The sequence below is a fragment of the Acinetobacter sp. 16 genome (assembly GCF_033439925.1).
GTDB lineage: Bacteria > Pseudomonadota > Gammaproteobacteria > Pseudomonadales > Moraxellaceae > Acinetobacter > Acinetobacter junii.
The window spans coordinates 655,463-674,502 of record NZ_CP137746.1 but is presented as its reverse complement, the minus strand read 5'-3'; the positions used below and the strand labels follow the sequence as shown (position 1 = coordinate 674,502).

The window sequence follows — 19,040 nt, the reverse complement described above, 5'->3', positions numbered from 1 at the left end:
GTGTACAGAGAAACTAAGCATATAAAAAAAGAGCAGCTCAAATGAGCTGCTCCTTTTTATCTATTTTTATACTGCAGCTTGGAGTCTAGAACTTGTATTAATTTCTACTGAAACGTGCACAATTTCCTCATGAATAGATAAGGCTTTTCTGACTTCATCTGCCGTGATATTTAAACTGCTTACATCTAGTGACAAGATACAAGAAAACTTACCTTTACCTACCTTCCATACATGAATATCAGTAATTACGATTCGGCTATCTAAGTCATCAATGACTTCCTGAATTTCTTGAACAACTGGATGTTCCATTTCAGCATCCAGTAAAGTTTTGCCTGTCTCGCGAATAAGCCCCCAAGACCAATGTGCGACTAGAAATGCACCTACAATACCCAAAACTGCATCTAAGAAATCCCAGCCAAAAAATTTACCTGCAAATAATGCAATGATCGCTAATACAGAAGTCACAGCATCTGCAACGACATGTAAGAAAGCCGCTTTCTGGTTTAAATCATGTTCATGATGCCCATCTTCATCATGGTGATGGTGTCCATGATCATGATGGTGATCATGTTCGTGGTGATGATGGTGATGATGCCCACTATCGTGTAGTAACCAAGCACAAATAAAGTTCACAGCAAGACCAATCACTGCAATTGATATTGCTTCGTTATAGTGAATATTGACGGGATTAAATAGGCGCTCCACCGATTGTATTCCCATAAACAATGCCACAACCATGAGTAAGATCGCACTAGAGTATCCAGCTAAAATTTCTATCTTCCATGTACCAAAACAGAATCGCTGATCTTGTGAATATTTACGTGCCATTCGGTATGCGAAATATGCTAAGCCCAATGCCAGCATATGTGAACTCATGTGCCAGCCATCTGCAAGTAAAGCCATCGAATTAAAGAACCAACCTCCAAAAATTTCAAAGACCATCATGACGCCCGTCAGGATTGTCGCAATTAAAATTTTCTTCTGCGCTAGCGGATTTCCTTCATCGAATTGATGCGTATGGTTGCTTTTAACATTACTTAGATATTGCATTTTTTTATGCCATCAATAATACTCCCCTACAGTATATTTAGTTTGGACAGAAATGCTATGTCTCATTTGCATCAAGACAAAAAAATTTTAAATCGGGTTAAGCGTATTCAAGGACAAATCAACGCCGTTGAGCAGAGTTTGGCCGACCCTAACAAATCATGCATAGAAGTACTGCAACAGGTCGCTGCAGTCCGTGGTGCTGTGAATGGATTAATGAATCAATTGATTGAAGCACATCTAAAAGAGCATGTAATCAAAGATAAAGATGCGATTAATAAAGAAGAGTTAAAAGAGTTTTTAGCATTACTCAGCCGCTATCAATAAAATGACATGATAAAAAATCTCTTTTCAATTTTTATAGACTTGATATGATGAGTACATCTTTATTGCTTAATAGTTTATATGCGACCCCGAATACGTAAGTTTTTAACTTCTCTTTATTCAACTCCAGATTCAAAAGCGCTCGAAATAAAGTTCAATTTAAGTCATCACTGTGACTTTGAACTTTTTAAAAGGTTTAAAAAAACCAACTGCCAAAGCATAAAAAATGCGATTCACAGTATCCTTTATGAGCGAGGCTATACAACTGCCGAAATCTCCGTATTAACAAACTAATTTTTAAAGTTAGCCTCATACTTTGTATGGGGCTTTTGCATTAATGATTACATTACTATTTTATTTCAACTCATAAAAAAGAGGTCTTTTGACCTCTTGTAGACTTTAATGACAGTGGTAATCACCTGTTTTGCTGTTAGTATGGCAACCTTGTTTATTTGTACCACCCGAATGCGCATTTGTATAAGTTACAAACATTCCCAGCACACAAACTAAAACTATTTTTTTCATTTTTGTATCTTCCCCGAGTTGAATAAAACTTTTAGATTATAGAATAACCAAGTTCCTTTTTTTATTAGAATATATTTCAAGCAACCTCTAAATAGATCATGTAAACAACGATATATCTTAAAAATTTAGCCGTGAAAACCAAAATTATAAATATAGTAAATTTTTCCTTTAAAACTCCACTGACTAACGTAATTGGATCACCAATCACAGGCACCCAACTGAGTAATAACATGGGTGAACCATACTTTGCATATAAGATTTGAGCCTTTAATAAATGCTTCTCTGATACTGGAAACCAACGCTTGTCTTTATAGACTTCTAGCTTGATACCCAACCACCAGTTCACACAAGAACCAAGTACATTCCCAACTGTTGCTACAAGTATGAGCAACAGCTCAGAATGCCGACCTAACAGAAAAAAGCCTGCTAACACTGTCTCAGATTGCAGGGGCAATAGTGTTGCTGCACCAAAGGCACTTAAAAATAATAAAACATAGGCCATCATTTATTTCGGCCATCTTTGATGGTTTTCATCTATCACATAGTCATGTGAATGCTTTCCATCATGGTTGTGACTGAGTAGATGTTCATGATCCACAGGTAAATCATCATGTGAATGTACGATTACGGATTCATCTTGTTTTGGCCAAATCATAAAGGCAATACTCATTGCTACTAGAGCAATGACCGCCATAGGCACAAATGTAAAGAGTGTTCCAAAATTGGTACTCAGCCAACCCACTAAAGGGTAAGCTATCAACCAGCATGCGTGTGAAAAAGCGAACTGCGCGGCAAATAATGAAGTTCTATTTTCACTAGATGCAGATTTACGAATTAACCGGCCTGTAGGTGTTTGAGATACTGAGTAACCTATTCCCAAGACAAACCATAAAACTAATAGTCCGTTGTATGAGTTAATAAAAAACCCACAGAATAAGCCAACGACTAGTACAGCTGTGCCGCTCAGCATCACAGCTCGATCGTTAAATTTATCCAGAACATTAGGCAATATAAATGCCGAGAGCATAGACCCTAAGCCAAACAAGCCAAAGGCCCAAGTGGTGGCATGTTCATTTAGCTTAAAGGTTGATTGAACGAGTACAACCGTATTTACAATCACTACAGCACTGGCTGACGCAATCGCAAGGTTTAACGCTAGGAGTGCCTTTAAACGCGGAGTATTAAAATAAATTTTTGTCCCCTGCTTTATTCTGTAATACACCCCTTTAAATACAGGTACTTTAGCAGCAGGCAATTTTGCACTGACAACAAAAAGTGCTGAACCAATAAAGCCAATGACTGTGCCTAAAAATAGATTGTGATAGCTTATAAATCCAAGTAAAAATCCTGCCAACATTGGGCTAATAATATTCTCTAAATCATAAGCCAAACGAGAAAGAGACAAGGCATTGGTATAATCTTTTTCTTCAGGCAATACATCAGGAATCATGGCCTGAAAAGTAGGTGTGAATGCAGCTGATGCAGATTGCAGAATAAAAATTAGAATATAGATTTGCCAAATTTGGGTCACAAAAGGCAGACATAAAGCAGTTAAAGCACGGATGATATCCAACCCCACTAAAACTTTTTTACGTGGCAGCCTTTCTGCAAATGCTGAAGCAATAGGTGCTACCCCAATATAAGCAATCATCTTTATCGCCAATGCTATGCCTAAGACCTGAGCAGCCTCCCCTTTAGCAATATCATACGCCTGTAAAGCCAAAGCAATCGTAATCAGCCCAGTTCCAATAAGCGCAATGACTTGAGCTAAGAACAAATGCCTATACGTTGTATTTTTTAAAACTTCTAGCATTTTTGGGACCCCTTTTAGAACCTATTTTTTATTTCTAAAATCAATGCCAATTAAAATCTCCTTGGATTTTATTCCAAGGAGATTTTTTTAAAGCTTAAAAGACTTTCTTCATATCACTGAATTGGCCTTCAACTTCCAATGTCACTGAAACAGGACTTTCAGTTCTATTACGCCAGAACCAGCCGTGTTTACCATCAAAAGCTGCTGTTAATGTACCTGTTTGCTGAGTTTCATTACGTCCTTTGCCATAACCATGGTAAAAGCCCTTAGGAGCGCTCACTGGATCACCATGCGTGTCATAATTTAGACCACCGCCTGATGTTGTCCATTTAAAATTCACGCTAGCACTTTCCGGCATCGCCAACTTAATTTCAGTGGCTTGTCCGGGCTTCAACTCAACTGTCATCTGTTGCTTTTGAATTGCAGGCATTAGCATTTTTTCTGCTTCACCAATTGGCATAGATGATTGAATATTAGGGTCACTTGCAGCTTCACTCGATATCGTGTTTGAAACTGCCTCTCCCATACCATTTTCAGACTCTTGAGCCAAAGATTGCTTAATTTCACCCATCGTTGTTAAGCCTAGAACTTTACCAACCCCAGTAGGATCAATATTGTATTCAGCTGGCATAACAACTGTAACTAAGACAACTGCAGCACTCACTGCAGCGATAATGGTTGATTTAACAAGTTTCTTTGCAGAAGGTAATTCAACATCTTGTGGAATTTGAGCGTTGTACATATTTGAAAATCCTTATTGAGTAACGAAGCCAGTAAGCTGAAAGCCCACAAGTAAAAAGCCAAGGAACATTAAAAAAACGTTGCTTTGATAAGCTGTTTTGAAGAAATACGGCGTTTTTCGCCACATTGTCATCAACAGCAAAATCATCGCTAAAGCCATAAATTGACCAAGCTCTACCCCGACATTAAATGCAATGAGGTTTGCCAATAGACCATCTGCCGAAACTTCATACTCTTGAATTTTTACCGCTAAACCGAAGCCATGAATCAGACCAAAAATTAACGTCGCTGCTTTAGTGTTGGGCTGGAAACCAAACCAACGCTGATATGCACCTAAATTATCCAAAGCTTTATAAACAATAGAAAAACCAATAATTGCATCAATAATGTATGCATTCATGGAAATGTTGTAATACACCCCAATCAGCATTGTCACAGAGTGACCAATCGCAAAAAGGCTGACATATAAGCCAATATCTTTCATGCGATATAAGAAAAAGATAATCCCGACGAGGAACAGCAAATGGTCATAACCTGTAACCATGTGCTTTGCACCAAGGTAAATAAAGGGAATGATGTGTACCCCATAAATTTCTTGAATATAGCCTTTGTCACCTTCTGCCACGCCATGGGCAAAAAGTGCAGGACTCATCAAAACAGCACTTAAAGTAATCAATAACTTTAAAAATGCCTTGAGTCTCACCCATTGTGAAAAAATAAATTGCATGTAAATCAAACTCCAAAGTTAACTAAAAAGAAAAGTTTCTAGCGATGTTTTGGGAGGTTTGAAAATACGACTGATCATGAGATAGAGATAATTTTTCACTCTATCTAGGATCAAAATAAAGGCTAAAGTAAATAACAAAGTCATCGATTGACCAGACTGATATTCACCAAAATGCTCATGAAAATTATCATGATGAATATGGTTTTGCTTTTGATGCACATCATGAAAATGTACACTTTCAAACTCATAAACCGCATGTTCTTGGTATGCAGTCTCTGCATTGTGCGTATTAAAATGCAGGCATAGTGCAAGACTGATGATGCAGACGAACCACATCATCAAATTTCTAAACTTTTTATCTCTCACTATGCCTATCATTGTTTCACCTAGGCTTCTTGCTGCTCAGAAAAATCATCTGATTGCTTTTTACGTCCTTGGTTAAACCAAACGTATAGCGTAGGCAAAATAATCAACGTCAATAAGGTCGAAGATAAGATTCCGCCAATCACAACAGTCGCAATTGGTCGTTGCACTTCAGAGCCAATCCCAACATTCAATGCCATAGGGATGAAACCTAAAGATGCCACTAAAGCCGTAATTAATACTGGGCGAAGTCGTTCCAATGCACCGTGTCTAACAGCTTCGAGTAGTCCTTCACCTTGATCTCTCAATCTCTGGATTGCAGACACTAGAACTAAGCCATTCAGTACAGCTACACCCGACAGTGCAATAAAACCAACGGCTGCAGAGATAGAGAATGGGATATCACGTAAGGCTAAGGCAATCACACCGCCCGTTAAGGCAAATGGCACACCCGTAAAGACCAGCACGCTATTTCTGACATTTCCTAATGCCATATAGATCATGGCAAAAATTAAGATCAAAGCGAGAGGTACAACAATCATTAGACGATTTGAAGCTGATTCCATTTGTTCAAATGTACCGCCCCATGTCAGCCAATAGCCTTCAGGTAATTTAAAGTCAGCATTCAACTTAGTCTGTGCTTCTTCGATATAGCTACCAATATCTGTACCACGGACGTTCGCTGTAATCACAATTCGGCGTTTACCGTTTTCACGTGAAATTTGGTTTGGACCCTGAACATTTTTCAATTCGATCAGTTCAGATAAAAGTACGCTTGAACCATCAGGCAAATTCACTGGAACTTGATAAAGCTTTTCTAAATCCGTAACAGAGTTTTGGTCCATTCGAACCACAATATCGAACTTACGATCTCCCTCAAAAACCTTACCTGCTGTTTGCCCCGTAATCAGACTGGATACTTGCTTTTGTACATCTTCAGCATCAAGACCGTAGTTGGCGATCATGTCTTTTTTAAGTTCAACAGAGACCATTGGAAGCCCACTCATCTGTTCAACTTTTAAGTCGGCTGTTCCATTCACACCTTCTAAAATTTTCGCTGCAGCATTTGCAGATTCAAGCAACTGATCTAAATCATCACCATAAATCTTCACTGCAACATCTGTACGGACACCTGAAATCAGTTCGTTAAAACGCATTTGAATCGGCTGAGTGAACTCATAGTTGTTGCCATAAACGCCTTTTGCCACACGTTCAATATCGGCAACGACAGCTGATTTTTCCTTGTCAGGATTCGGCCATTCGCTACGTGGTTTCAATATCACAAAATTATCAGCGACGTTTGGTGGAACTGGGTCAGTCGCAATTTCAGCTGTCCCCACTTTGGCAAACATGGTTTTCACTTCAGGAATTTTGACGATTTCTTTTTCAAGCGCATACTGCATTTCAACAGCTTGAGTTAAAGAAGTTCCAGGAATTCGAAGTGCATGTAATGCCACATCACCTTCATCTAATGAGGGAATAAATTCGGAACCTAAACGAGTTGAAAGACTCGCACTGAATACAAAGAAAATTGCTACGAACGCGATCAGCTTATAACGATGACTCAAAGACCAATCTAAAATTGGGCTATAAACTTTCTTAATGAAATGAACAATCTTCGATTCCTCTTCCTTAATTTCGCCTGTCGTGACCAAAGCCACCATTGCAGGAACAAAAGTAATCGAAAGAACCATTGCAGCCACGAGAGCCATAACAACTGTAGCTGCCATCGGTGTAAACATCTTGCCTTCAACACCAGTAAGCGTCATGACAGGCAGATACACTAAGATAATGATCAATTGACCATAAAGAATCGCTTTTCGAGATTCTCTAGTTGCTTCAAATACGGTAATAAAACGTTCTTTACGCGTCAGAATCCGGCCCAACTCTTTTTGCTTCATCGCTAATTTTGCAAGTGAAGCTTCAACAATGACGACAGCACCATCGACAATGATCCCGAAATCTAGCGCACCTAAACTCATTAAGTTTGCACTGATTCGTTGATTCACCATGCCTGTAATGGTCATGAGCATTGATAAAGGAATCACCATCGCAGTGATGAGCGCTGCACGGAAATGTCCAAGAAATAAGAAAAGAACGACAATAACGAGGATTGCACCTTCTAGAAGGTTTTTCTTCACCGTGTCTATCGTCGCATCAACCAAGGTTGTACGGTTATAAACTGCTTTTGCCTCAACACCTTCTGGCAATGACTCTTGGACTTTTTGTAACTTTTGATCTACCGCATGAGCAACATTTCGCGAGTTTTCACCAATCAGCATAAATGCAGTACCTAAGACAATTTCTTGCCCATCTTTAGTTGCTGCACCTGTACGTAACTCGTGACCAATCGATATTTTTGCCACATCTTTCAAACGCAGAATGTAACCGCTGCTTGTCGTGATAGGGATATTTTGAATTTGCTCAATTGAGTTAATTTGAGAATCTGATCGAATCAAATACTGCTCACCATTCTTCTCAATATAACCAGACCCTTTGTTCATGCTATTTTTAGAAATAGCATCCAGGATATCCTGCTGATCTAAACCAATGCTGTGTAAATATGCATAATCCGGCTGTACCACGAATTGTTTTAGATAACCGCCAATCGTATTGATTTCATTCACACCTTCAACATTTCGAAGCTGTGGTTTAATCACCCAATCTTGCAGAGTTCTTAATTCAGTGGGAGATAATGGATTTGGATTATCTTTTGCGTTCTCAACAGTGTACATAAAGATTTCGCCAAGCCCTGTTGAAACAGGCCCCATTGAAGTCGATATGCCAGTCGGAAGTGTTGGAGTAACCCCTTGCAACTTTTCATTTACGAGTTGACGAGCAAAATAGATATCCGTACCTTCCTTGAAAATCGCCGTAACCTGAGATAAACCATATCTCGATACAGAACGTGTGTATTCCAGATTAGGAATACCAGCCAAAGCCGTTTCAATTGGATAGGTCACTTGTGACTCCATCTCCATTGGAGATAAGCCTTGCGCTTCACTATTGATTTGGACTTGTACATTGGTAATGTCAGGTACAGCATCAATCGGCAGTTTAAAATAGTTATAAACGCCAAATGCACCGATAAACAGAAAGACAATCAGTACAAGCCATCGATTCTTGATCGAGAACTTAACAATTTGATCAAACATAGTCGCTACCCCTTAATGATCATGAGTAGCGCCAGATTTACCCAGCTCTGCTTTTAATAAATAGGAATTGCCTGCTGCATACACCTGACCTGCTTTAAGACCAGATTTCACCTCAACAAAACCGTTATATTTATCGCCTAGTTCTAAAGGACGTGCTTCAAAGTCATTTCCTACACGGATAAATACCACATCCCAATCACGGAAGTTTTGTAATGCATCTTCACGCACAACCATGGCTTTCGTGCTTTGATTTTCAAATATTTGTGCGGTAACAAGCTGACCAGAACGCCATTTAAATTGGTTCGCAATTTCAATAAAGACTTGAGCAGTACGTGTTTTCGGATCAATCACATCACTAATGTATTTAATCTTACCCAGTGCTTCCTCCGTACTTTCCTGTACTTGAGGTTTAACGGTTACTTTTGCATTTGGATTAATTGCATTCAGCTTATCAGCCGGCACATTGACCACTGCAAGCAACTGTGAGGTATTGGCAATTTTAAAGAGTGGTGAAGCTGGTGTTACATTTGAACCAACCGCAGCAAGCACTTGTAAAACTGTGCCCGACATTGCTGCTCTTACCTCAATCGTTCCATTACCTGAACCACCGTAAGAGCTGATTAAGCTATTCAGCTCATTAGCACGAGTCTGTGCATCATCGTATTCACGTTTTGCATTGATATAGTCAATTTCAGGCGATACACGTTTTTGAAATAATGCGCGTTCCTGTTCCATTTTTTTGCGAGAAAACTGCAAATTATCCAAAGCAATAGATCGCTCAGCATTTAAACGGATCAGATCTTGGCTTTGAACAGTCGCTAACAGATCACCTTGGCTGACTTTATCACCAATCGTTCGATAAGTTTTGATTAGTGTTCCGCTTGCTTTAGGTGTAATAAAACTTTCAAAATTATCGGGAAATTTAAGCTCGCCTTTGAGCTCAAGCGCATTCTCAAAAGTCATAGGTTCAACTTTAAGAAGTTCTAAACCGCTGCTTTTGATACTGCTATCCAGCATCGTTACACGGCCTTCTTTGGTATCCCATTTCCAGCTGTGTTTCTTGCCTTGATAATCAACATTTATCACCATCAAGAACGAATGCGGTTCATAAACAATTTCATCGCCAATCAAGTAATCACTTTCAGGTTTGAAGCGAATGGTTTGCTCAGCATCTAAACGCTTAATAAAAATATTCGCGTTAATCTCACTCGGCTTTAAAGGCTGATCTTTGTAGTAGCCATAGACACGTAAATGCGGCTCTACACCTTCTTCAAAAATTTTTACCTCTGCCGAAAAGTCTCCATCACGATATAAGCGACCACCATGTGGACCTTTTTCATCACCTGCGACAGCAGCTTTTTCTTCGATAGCTTCACCATGTGCTGAAGACGTCTGTGATTTGTTTCCTGTTTTATACCAAGCCAGAGCACACAACATGACAAGTAAAGCTATAACGCCTGTAGCAATTACTGTATTCTTTGGTTTATTCATATTCTCTGCCCTTATTCTTGATCTAAATTCGTTACATAATTTCGTTCAACTTCTGCAATCTGATTTTGCAAAGCCAACCACAGATCAAATCGAGCGAGATGTTTGTCTAACCAAACTTGTTTAATGCTATTAAATTCCAATAATGAAATTTTTCCTGCCTGATAACCCATTTCTGCAATGCGTAAACTTTCTTTTGTTGCAGGTAAAACAGATTGGTCATATTGCTTGATTGCATCAATCAAACTGGATACCTCAATAGATTTGTTATCCAATTCAATCTTTGAATTTCGATTGATTAATTCTGAACGAGTTTCAGCATTGGTTTGCTGTGCTTGAGCGAGTGCAATATTTCCACTGTTGCGATTGAATATCGAAAGCGGAATAGAAGTGGAAACCAAAAAAACTTTGTCATCTGTTTCTTGATAATTACGTACACCAACGCCAAGCGTGATATCAGGAACCGCTTCTTTTCTTGCTAATTCAAATTGAGTTTTTGCCTGCTGCTTTTTTAGTAAAGCCTGCTTTTCAGATAAGCTAACCTTGTCAGTGAAGTTAATCGTTAAAGGAACATCTATAGCATTGGCTGGCAAATCAAAAGCAAATTTTGAACAGAGATTTTTCTGAAACTGAACCTTTTTCAGCTCATTTTGATAACGTAACTTGGACTCAGCAGATAAAGCTGAATTAAGCTGAACATCAGATGGAATCACACGTCCATACTTTAGCTTTTCATTTAGAACTGTTGCTTGTCTTGCACTCAGCTTGCTATCTGCAGCATAAATTTCTGCTCGCTGAGAAGCTGCATACCAATTAGACATACAGATTCGAAAATCAGCTTTTAACTCTGCTTGTCGTTGAGTAATCTCAAATTGGTTATTATTTCCTTGCAAACCTGCCAATTGCTTACGCAAAGCGAGTTTATTATTCAACGGAATTTCTTGGGACAAACCCATGAATGCAGTTGGGCCATCCAAATCTTTCAGCTTAGAATTACCCAAATTATCCAATTCGACATTGAAAGTTGGATTGTTCATCCGACCAGCATATTTTTGATTTACATCATAAGCTTGCTGAGATTGCTGCAAACTTTTTAGAACTGAATCATTTGCAATAGCTTGCTGCTGTAACTGTGCATAATTTGTTCCTGCTAATAACTGAGGAGCAATGATGACTAAGCCACAGGCGAAAATTACCTGACTTTTTTTAGACATGACTATACCTATACAAAAAATGAAAAATATTTTTGTATAGTTAAATCAATTCCTTAGAACAATGAGAGTTTTGGTAAATGCGTAGGTATTACAAAGAAAGGGAATCCTTTTCCTAAGCTTAAAAGAACGAATTGGGCGTTCAAATAAACCTAAAAATAAGAGGATTAAAGGTAAAGCAAAACTAAGGAAAAAGACTGGATCAATTGAGAAATGATCATCAGCTTGAATTGGTTTTACTGAATGATGAAATGCGGGTTCATCATAACTTGTCCAGTTATGATTTTTTTTATCTTGATCTGCTGTATTCAGAACTTCATCATGATGAACTAATGACCATTGGCTAGAATCTTCTGTTTCTACAGAAATACTCAGTTCATGATGATGACCTAGATTTTTTGCTATTACAGGCGCCCACGTATAAATCCCCGTCGTTGTTATAGCAAACAAAAACAGGACTGATACGAGAATAAGCTTAAAAAACTTATTAGCCAACATAGCAAGTCAGATCAAAATGAAACGTGAAAAGAATACTGAATAGCTTCTAGAAAGTAAATCCTATATGAAAATATATCTCAAATTTACAAGCTATCTCTTTATCAATGGATAGCTTATGGGTAATGAAGCTTTATTTAGTTATTTTCTGGAACTGTATTAAAAGGATTTAAGCTGTACCTAGTTTGAGTTAGTACAAAGTAAGCTTACTTATCTTAGAGGTGGTGGCAATTGAACTCATCCAAAATCTCCAATGAAATCTAGTCATTAAATGTGTGATTCATAGACATCATTTCAATATAATTGGTGTCTATGAACAGAGAAATTCAACAAAGACTCGTATGGGTTAAATTATTTGAAGAGACCAATGATGCTGGCCTAGTCTGTCGGAGATGTGGCATTTCTAGACCAACATTACGCAAGTGGTGGAAACGATATTCTGATCAAGGTATTGATGGATTAAGTAGTCAGAGTAAACGCCCATTAAAATCTCCAAATACTAAAATCAATACTGAGCTAGAGGCCTTAATATTGGAAATGCGCTCGGCTAGAAATCTGGGTGCTCGACGTTTGCAAACAGAATTGATGAGAAGGATAATCTGCGCAATCTAGAGCGTCAAGCAAGTGCAGGACACTCATATAAATTTTCAGCGCCGTACAGGTGCTCCATCAAACCATTTAAATCCTTTAGGGTAAATGCAGATTCTATTCGGAAGCCCAAACTGCCCTGTTTGATTCTCTGGCATGCTATTTAATGCACTCAGCGGACATTGGACGTCTTCTTGAATAATTCGATCAATCCGAAACATCTGTTCAGCATCAACCACACTATTTTGATCTGTCAGACTAAGGCAACTGCAGGTACCCATATAATTCGTGACCTGGGCCCAGCAACGCTCTATGACACTGCAATAAAATAATGGATCAGCATAGAGTGATCGGTTAAAGCTCAGATAAAAGTGGATCACATACCGCTGCTGAACATCATCCCGTACAATTTGATAAAAGCGGTAAATGGCTTGTGTTCTATACCAATACTCAGCTGCTAGACTTTTTTGGAAATTTGATAAAAATCGCTCTAACTGTCGCAAATCGATAATTTCATTTCCACCCTCATTTAGACTTAGTTCCAGTTTTAAATCCGCTGCATCAGGATAGATCTGGCTTGTATTACGGTAGGATTCTCTCAACTTTTCAATCCGCTTTTCGTAGCACTCATTCAGCTTATGCATTTCTTCAGTTAAGCTGGTGCTTTCAAACAGCACTCTCAGCCGCTTTACGATCTTATCGATATAAAAACCAGCGCTTCTTTGCGCCGTGACCTCAAAGAACCGAATCTGCTCTTCCTGTAATACACTGCAGTAAGCCTGAAAGAACTTGTCTGCCCAAAAGGAAAAAGACAAATGCTCATGAATGCCAACGGCCATCATTCTGCGCCATGCTGAAAAATAACCAGACAGTTTCCGCTTGAACTCCTGATCTATATTTTTTTGATGAGCATCGTAATCAGTACCTTCTGGAATTGGAGCAAAGCGAATCGTTTGGTAATGCTCTAAAACGTCTTGTTCTAATCGGGGTGCTGTAACAAACTCTAACTCTGAATGGCTCATGTGTTGTCCTATGAATGGATTGATTTCATAGAACTGGCATATTCATAATTTTTTAAACCAAATCTCCTCTTCCAGCTTTGCTAAAGCGGTCTGCGCATCCCATTCTTTGATTCTTCTATTTTCTTCTGTATCAGGTATTGGGCGACCATGATGCTGATAATCCCCCTTATAAAACGTTTTACGCCCTCGTGGTTTAACCAATAACGTCTGCTCGTATTTATCAGGGTCACTGAGATAAGCAACTGCACCCAAAGCATTGTTGCCTTGTTCGGGTGTCGTTCGACGAATATCTCCAATACCTAAACGACCTTGCTTCTCGTAGTTGTCTTTATTCGCTGTCGTGTTGATGTTCCGCCCAAAACCCTTATCGAATGTGATTTCCTTCCACTTATCGATCACTCCCTCAGCAATTTTATAATCACTCTGATGCTTCGATCTATTAATCACCAATGTTAAATGAGCATGAAAGCCTTTGGTTATACCCTGCTCCAGTGCGATCGCATAGGTCAAAAGTGCATCAAAATATCCATTTTTATCAGTGATCAAATCACGTAGTTTTCCGATATGCTGATAGAAGTCATTTACAGTAATTTCACTCATGCTGTCCTTGCTATAGCTCAAATCCACTCTGATCACTAGAACCGAATGATACCCCTTAATTGCGCCTTCGAACTCCTCAAGTAATGCCACTCGATTCAATTCTTTCCGTCTCACAAAGCTTTTGATCTCATCACGTATCAGCCCTCGATGTGCATGCAGTATTCGTCTTAATGCCTTAATTTCCCCTATTGAAAGCCCTGTCAGATATTCAGCAAAGCTAAGCATGCCACGTTGGCTATTGACGTATTCAGTAACTGCAATAAACGCCCTAAGCGATGCTGCATACTCAAGCCCTTCTTGTTTAAACGCTTCAAATGCGCAATACAAGCGTTCTAGGTTGAAAATGAATGCTTCGTCTGAAATATCAAAATTAAGACATACATCTACAAAGCGATGAATGGTATACATCACCCCTGCCTGATCATCTAAATCCAATGGGAACACGTTGAACTTCCTTAACTATGATTCACGTCATAGTTAAGCAATCGACTTATTTTTTTAAATAGTGTTTTTATCTAGAGTAAGAACAAGTCATCCACTATCCGCATTTATCGAATAGTGCTCTCATTCTACATGGACTATTGGTCCCTATCATCATGCATATTGGGTATATATTCATATCTGCATGACATGTCTAACTGTTCTTGTTATCTGTATGAGTAACAGTGATTGTATTGATATATCTAGTATTTATAGTTCTATACGCTACAGTCATTAATCTATTATTAGTATTAATCTATATATTAATAATATATAAAACCGTCTTAGCGTAAAAGCAATAACCATAGCCTAGCCTATCAGCAGAATTTCCAGACCTTCGGCTAAGCTAGGCTTTTTATATATTTTAGCGTTACGATAGTTAGGTCAGAAAAATGGTTTTTTCAAAAAAAACTTAGCGCAAAAAAACTATTCGAATAATGACAAACAGTGATGATGCAGCAGTCCGTAATCTTTAAGTTCTGCCAGTGTTGGTGAAATTTCTGTTATTTGCTGTGTAGGAAAATCAAAGCGAGTTCCATCCTGAAAGGGTTCTTGAAACGCCAATTCACTTAAGACATACCTGTTAGCTTCCGCGTGCTGATCAGGGACAAAGCAACAGCTGTATGTATTCTGTATAAATGACCGAGGTAAAATCCTAAAAGGCGTCACTATTTCAGTTGCATTTACCAATGCCCTTCCCAAACTACTTTTAGTTGCACTGAGCTTTTGGTCAATATCAGAATGTTTCCGCATACATTGCTGAAAAAAATAAATTTGGTTATATGCAATCAGATCCATAAGGGCCATTAAAAACTGATGAATTCTGGACTGCTCAGCATTTAACTTGAAGGTGATCATTGATTCAATTTTATCAGACTCATTTTTTAGCGTCATATTCTCTTTGATTGTTTTGATTTGAGTGGCTTGCAATGAATACGGATAGAGAAAGTCTGTGCACCCTAAACGCTCAAAGCTTTCATCATCGATTACTACTGGGTTAGCTTCTTTCAGCATTTTAAAAAGCGATTTATTCTGACAGTATATTTGGCAGCACCACTGCTCAAGCAAGCTTTGAAAAAGACCTAAGCGGTTGTTCATCCCGCTGAGTTTAGTATGCTGGATAGATGCTAAATGATCCAAAACCGCCTCATCCTTCAAAATATTTTCATGCGGCTTTAAATAAAACGTCGCTGATAATGGGTTCTCTGGATGTAACCGCTTTAGCTCGACATAATGATCATATAACTTCATTATTTCCTGCTGTTGTAACAAAACATAATTTGCATAACCTACAGCATCACGAGACCGAAGAATAAACGGTTTCATCCAGCACAAAGGATCATGTAACAAATAATAGTTTTTGCAATTCAACACCTTCAAGCCAACACCTGAATCTTCACTTTTAGTGTTTGACAACAAGTCGCTCTTTGGATTCAGCATAGTAAAAATAGAGGCCACTTTCTGAACTTCAAAAACATGCGGCTGGGGGTACTTCAAAATATAAAATTTGCCGTAGATCGCAGCATCCCCCCAAAACCTATGCGAAAGGTTTAAAGCGTATATTGGAGACTCTGTTTGAATAAAACTATTTCGAATTGCGCCATCCGCTTGGCAGCGGATAAATCCGTTTTTTTTAAGCTGCTGTATAGCGCGATAAATAGATTGTTTGCTTAAACCCGTGGCTCGCTCAATTTCACCAATTCCACACCCTATAACAACCCCAAACGAGTCTGCACCGTAAAGCAACCGTAATAAAACAAGATAACTTCGATAATCAAGATAGCAGTCGATCTCTATTTTTTTAGGTGAATTGCTAATACTTATGCCATCACTCTTTATAAATAAAGTCTGAATTAATTTTAATAAAGGGATCTGCCTAACCATACGCTTATTACTATTTTCTAACCATTCAATAGACGTGGCTGAATCAAGCCTTATATAAGTAAGATTAAGTTGTAAATGACGAACTCTAGACCTTTTTCCAGTTTCAGGAAAATCTATTTTTAATATTCCCTGTTGTTCCAACTCATTCAATACACCCCGTAATTTTTTAACCTGTATGCCGATCACTTTTGATAATTCACCGAGTGGCAATGATGTACTTCCGACTCCAAAATTTCTGATAAACGTGATTAATGCCCAAAAAGCATAGGCTGAAATTTGCCCCTCCACCCTTTGATAGAAAGCCATAAATAGCGCCAAAAAGCGCTGTTCAGAATCCTGAATAATCATGCTAAAAATTCCCACACACCAAGTTCTCCTTTGGGTATATGTATTTTACAGCAATAATAATAGGCATGAAATGATAATTGAAATTTGTTTTTTTAACAGTTAATGCATAATTAATATTTACTTAATATTTAATTACTGATATATAAATGTTAAGTAAATATTTATGAATTGTAAAATGGCACGACCACATTTAACCTTAGATAAATGGTTATCGACTGACACGGACTTAAAAAAAGATTTCTTGGATCAAGAGAGCTACATGAAGGAAAGTCTATTAACTAAGCTTGATGAACCTGGCCAAAAGATTGTTTACATATCTACAAATCACCCCCAACCTAGATCACATGAGAATTTAATATCAGATTCTCTACAAAACCCGGCTAGGACATCCCACACAAACGAAAGATTTATAAACCCCCTCATATGTGAGACAACAAATTTTATTATTGAAACTAATGATGAACATTTTTCAATTTTAAAAAAGAAATTCCTTTTATTTAAATACCACTCTGAGAAAAAGAAAGCCAACCGTATCACCAAACAAATAACAATGGACGAAAATATATTAAAACAACTTGAGAAAATTAAAAAAAATTGTAAATTTAAAAGTCTAGATAATTGCTTAGAATTTTTAATTGATGCACATAATTTTAAATTAAGTGAAAAAGATAAAATAATATCAAGACTCAAAAAAGAGCAAAATTTAAATCATGATTATAATTTAAAGCAAGAATTGAAATTTAAGGATGAAAAAATTACAGAACTCGAAAAAGAACTCGTGCACCAAAAAAATATCATCCACGAAAACATGAGCAAATCTGCAAAAGAATTTGAGGAATACCTCATTCAATTGGCTATAAATCAAACCATTGAATTAGAGAAAATTAAAGCTTTTTTAGGCAAGATTAACGAAGCAGATCAACAAAGCATTAACCAAACTCTTGCACCCGAAGCACTTAGCGAAATTGAAACTCAATTGAGAAATGAATGCGCAAAACAAAAGCTATTTTTAACAATCAAAAATCAACCAAATACCAATTATGCTTTAGGATTTGATCAGCATCATCAATATGGCAGTACCGTACAAAATGACGATGAAGTTGTACCAGCTCAAACCTGAGCTAACAGTTACTCATTTCTAGGAGCAAGCAGCAATAGCACACCTCATCCACTTGCTGCCTAAGAACGAGCACACCTCATCCACTTGCTGCCCAAGAACGAGCCCCCCTCATCACCTCAATGATATTCATAATTGAACTTGGATAATCTCTTTCAATAAATCAGGACGACGCCTTAAGTGATTGACCAGCACTTCATCGCAATATGCTGTATTAAATGGGAGTTGCTTTTGCTGTGGAAAATACCGCTCTGGATGCTGTAGAAACTGTTCCCATTTTTTATTTTCATTCTGTAATTCCCTGATCTGGTTTAGATAGGTTCTATCCTGAATTTTAAATGACACACCAAAATCATCATCTTCACAGGTTTCTTTATTCTCGTTATTTTTTCTGGCTTCTGTTAAATCTAAAATTTTCTGTTTATTTGTCTCTAATCTGCTTTGAACCCATTGCAAATCAAACTCTCTAAACTTGATTTGCAGCGTGGGTAAAATCAGTTGTACTGCCTGCGAAGCATTTTTAAATCTGCCATTTTTTTGAGCATAACCAGTTAATTCTGAATAGAATATTTCAAGCTTTTTATGCAACAGCGGCGCATATCGTTTTCTTATATTCAAAATTCCATTGATTCTACGCTTCAAACTCGGGTTATAGGTGTAGACTCTCCCGCCTTCATCAACAACCAACTCAATATATTTATTTAATATTTCGGAATATTTCTCATTAATCTGCTGCTGTCTATAATCACGAATCCCCTCTATTACCGTATTAATTTGACCAAGCAAATTCAGCAAGTCCTGTACCGAATACGTTTCACCAAAGAACCGCATTTGGCTATGCTCTACCATCAGTTCAACCAAAATTTCGCGTTCTGACGCTTCAAACTCAGTCTTTGGGTCAGGATCGCTTATTATTTTATGTTCTCTTAAAAAACGTCCAGCATGATCCAAAAAGCAATTCAGAATTTCATCCTGCAATTGCTCAAAATCAAGAAGTGTGCAATTTTTCATTTTTGAATCTAAATAATAGTTTTCAATATGTTATACCACAATTCTAGTAAAATATTATTTCTAATTATTAGTATTACATAAAGACCTACATCAAAAAAATA

At 37.9% G+C, this 19,040-nt stretch carries 17 protein-coding genes and 1 pseudogene; 3 read left to right on the top strand and 15 right to left on the bottom strand.

Going from position 1 to position 19,040, the window contains the following annotated elements:
• Window positions 1-66: 66 nt before the first annotated feature.
• A complete protein-coding gene (gene dmeF / locus R2H34_RS03205; RefSeq protein WP_002123401.1) occupies window positions 67-1,050 on the bottom strand; it encodes a CDF family Co(II)/Ni(II) efflux transporter DmeF in 984 nt (327 codons plus the stop codon).
• 57 nt (window positions 1,051-1,107) lie between these two features.
• On the opposite strand from dmeF, the gene R2H34_RS03200 reads away from it, so the two are divergent.
• Window positions 1,108-1,374, top strand: coding sequence for a metal/formaldehyde-sensitive transcriptional repressor (locus R2H34_RS03200; RefSeq protein WP_004644596.1), 267 nt, complete (start codon window positions 1,108-1,110; stop codon window positions 1,372-1,374).
• Window positions 1,375-1,770: 396 nt separating this feature from the next.
• On the opposite strand, the gene R2H34_RS03195 is transcribed toward R2H34_RS03200, so the two are convergent.
• The 10 genes from R2H34_RS03195 to R2H34_RS03150 form a co-directional block, all read right to left on the bottom strand.
• Window positions 1,771-1,863: a YHYH domain-containing protein gene (locus R2H34_RS03195; protein ID WP_228127123.1), complete on the bottom strand. Its 93-nt coding sequence runs from the start codon at window positions 1,861-1,863 to the stop codon at window positions 1,771-1,773.
• A gap of 109 nt (window positions 1,864-1,972) precedes the next feature.
• Complete coding sequence (locus R2H34_RS03190) at window positions 1,973-2,401, bottom strand: YqaA family protein (RefSeq protein WP_002123402.1); 429 nt, start codon at window positions 2,399-2,401, stop codon at window positions 1,973-1,975.
• Window positions 2,402-3,709 carry an MFS transporter gene (locus R2H34_RS03185; RefSeq protein WP_002123398.1) on the bottom strand — a complete coding sequence of 436 codons (1,308 nt, stop codon included), beginning with the start codon at window positions 3,707-3,709 and terminating at the stop codon, window positions 2,402-2,404.
• 94 nt (window positions 3,710-3,803) lie between these two features.
• Window positions 3,804-4,451, bottom strand: a complete 648-nt coding sequence (locus R2H34_RS03180) for a hypothetical protein (protein WP_002123386.1) — start codon at window positions 4,449-4,451, stop codon at window positions 3,804-3,806.
• A 12-nt stretch (window positions 4,452-4,463) separates the two neighbouring features.
• On the bottom strand, window positions 4,464-5,177 hold the full coding sequence (locus tag R2H34_RS03175) for a HupE/UreJ family protein (protein WP_004960828.1): 714 nt from the start codon (window positions 5,175-5,177) through the stop codon (window positions 4,464-4,466).
• 18 nt (window positions 5,178-5,195) lie between these two features.
• The gene (locus R2H34_RS03170; protein ID WP_002123399.1) at window positions 5,196-5,555 is read right to left on the bottom strand and encodes a hypothetical protein; all 360 of its coding nucleotides are present in this window, start codon (window positions 5,553-5,555) and stop codon (window positions 5,196-5,198) included.
• An 8-nt stretch (window positions 5,556-5,563) separates the two neighbouring features.
• Window positions 5,564-8,695, bottom strand: coding sequence for an efflux RND transporter permease subunit (locus R2H34_RS03165; RefSeq protein ID WP_125274836.1), 3,132 nt, complete (start codon window positions 8,693-8,695; stop codon window positions 5,564-5,566).
• A 12-nt stretch (window positions 8,696-8,707) separates the two neighbouring features.
• Window positions 8,708-10,186 carry an efflux RND transporter periplasmic adaptor subunit gene (locus R2H34_RS03160; RefSeq protein WP_002124879.1) on the bottom strand — a complete coding sequence of 493 codons (1,479 nt, stop codon included), beginning with the start codon at window positions 10,184-10,186 and terminating at the stop codon, window positions 8,708-8,710.
• 11 nt (window positions 10,187-10,197) lie between these two features.
• On the bottom strand, window positions 10,198-11,397 hold the full coding sequence (locus R2H34_RS03155; RefSeq protein WP_004960838.1) for a TolC family protein: 1,200 nt from the start codon (window positions 11,395-11,397) through the stop codon (window positions 10,198-10,200).
• 45 nt (window positions 11,398-11,442) lie between these two features.
• The gene (locus R2H34_RS03150; RefSeq protein ID WP_002124903.1) at window positions 11,443-11,892 is read right to left on the bottom strand and encodes a hypothetical protein; all 450 of its coding nucleotides are present in this window, start codon (window positions 11,890-11,892) and stop codon (window positions 11,443-11,445) included.
• A 309-nt stretch (window positions 11,893-12,201) separates the two neighbouring features.
• Here R2H34_RS03150 and R2H34_RS03145 point away from each other — a divergent pair.
• A pseudogene (locus R2H34_RS03145) lies at window positions 12,202-12,480 on the top strand (helix-turn-helix domain-containing protein); the annotation flags it as partial.
• A gap of 56 nt (window positions 12,481-12,536) precedes the next feature.
• On the opposite strand, the gene R2H34_RS03140 reads toward R2H34_RS03145, so the two are convergent.
• From R2H34_RS03140 to R2H34_RS03130, 3 genes are all read right to left on the bottom strand, one after another.
• Window positions 12,537-13,499 (bottom strand): hypothetical protein, encoded by a 963-nt coding sequence (locus R2H34_RS03140; RefSeq protein ID WP_002117006.1) that lies wholly within the window; start codon window positions 13,497-13,499, stop codon window positions 12,537-12,539.
• Window positions 13,500-13,541: 42 nt separating this feature from the next.
• The gene (locus R2H34_RS03135) at window positions 13,542-14,543 is read right to left on the bottom strand and encodes an inovirus-type Gp2 protein (protein WP_002124900.1); all 1,002 of its coding nucleotides are present in this window, start codon (window positions 14,541-14,543) and stop codon (window positions 13,542-13,544) included.
• A 462-nt stretch (window positions 14,544-15,005) separates the two neighbouring features.
• Window positions 15,006-16,811 (bottom strand): hypothetical protein, encoded by a 1,806-nt coding sequence (locus R2H34_RS03130; RefSeq protein ID WP_282896558.1) that lies wholly within the window; start codon window positions 16,809-16,811, stop codon window positions 15,006-15,008.
• A 175-nt stretch (window positions 16,812-16,986) separates the two neighbouring features.
• On the opposite strand from R2H34_RS03130, the gene R2H34_RS03125 reads away from it, so the two are divergent.
• Complete coding sequence (locus tag R2H34_RS03125) at window positions 16,987-17,931, top strand: hypothetical protein (protein ID WP_042892154.1); 945 nt, start codon at window positions 16,987-16,989, stop codon at window positions 17,929-17,931.
• 126 nt (window positions 17,932-18,057) lie between these two features.
• On the opposite strand, the gene R2H34_RS03120 is transcribed toward R2H34_RS03125, so the two are convergent.
• Window positions 18,058-18,939, bottom strand: a complete 882-nt coding sequence (locus R2H34_RS03120; protein WP_042892155.1) for a hypothetical protein — start codon at window positions 18,937-18,939, stop codon at window positions 18,058-18,060.
• Window positions 18,940-19,040 lie beyond the last annotated feature (101 nt).